General features: G+C 37.7%; 1 protein-coding gene. It reads right to left on the bottom strand.

Annotated elements, in window-relative coordinates; all coding sequences use genetic code 11:
- Positions 1-234: hypothetical protein (locus tag D4A39_RS19235; RefSeq protein WP_199699500.1), on the bottom strand; the 234-nt coding region annotated here is incomplete at its 3' end.
- Positions 235-440: the final 206 nt, after the last annotated feature.

The raw sequence follows: 440 nt of genomic DNA, 5'->3' as shown, positions 1-440 counted from the left end.
TGGACCTCCGAGGTCAACATCCTCAGAGTTTGGTTCGATGATGTTAGCAGCTACATCGCCGGTAATATCCAGCAATCGCTTGTAGTTCTCGATGGCATCCTCGTAGTTTACTGGCGCATCTTCAAACTGGTCTTTTTCTGCGTAATTTCTTTCCTTCAAGTCCACAACACGCTTCATGAGCGGATGATTCAAGTGGAACTCTATTTCAGGATGGTCTGTATAATAATTAGCCATATTTTTTTATTTTTGGAAGGAGTTAAAGGAGTTAAGGAGTTAAAGGAGTTAAGACAACACCTTTATCTCCTAAAATGCTAGCTGATAGCACTATTGTTTATAACACCTTTACAATATGCATTTAGAAGTTTACTAGCTTCTTCAATACTTATGCATAATGCCTCAAATTCACCTTTCTGCAAGAAATTTAAATCTCTTGATAAGAT

It is taken from the genome of Alcanivorax profundi, from assembly GCF_003597125.1.
GTDB lineage: Bacteria > Pseudomonadota > Gammaproteobacteria > Pseudomonadales > Alcanivoracaceae > Alcanivorax > Alcanivorax profundi.
Note: the sequence above shows the minus strand (reverse complement) of the source record. Positions and strands in the feature narration are given on the sequence as shown.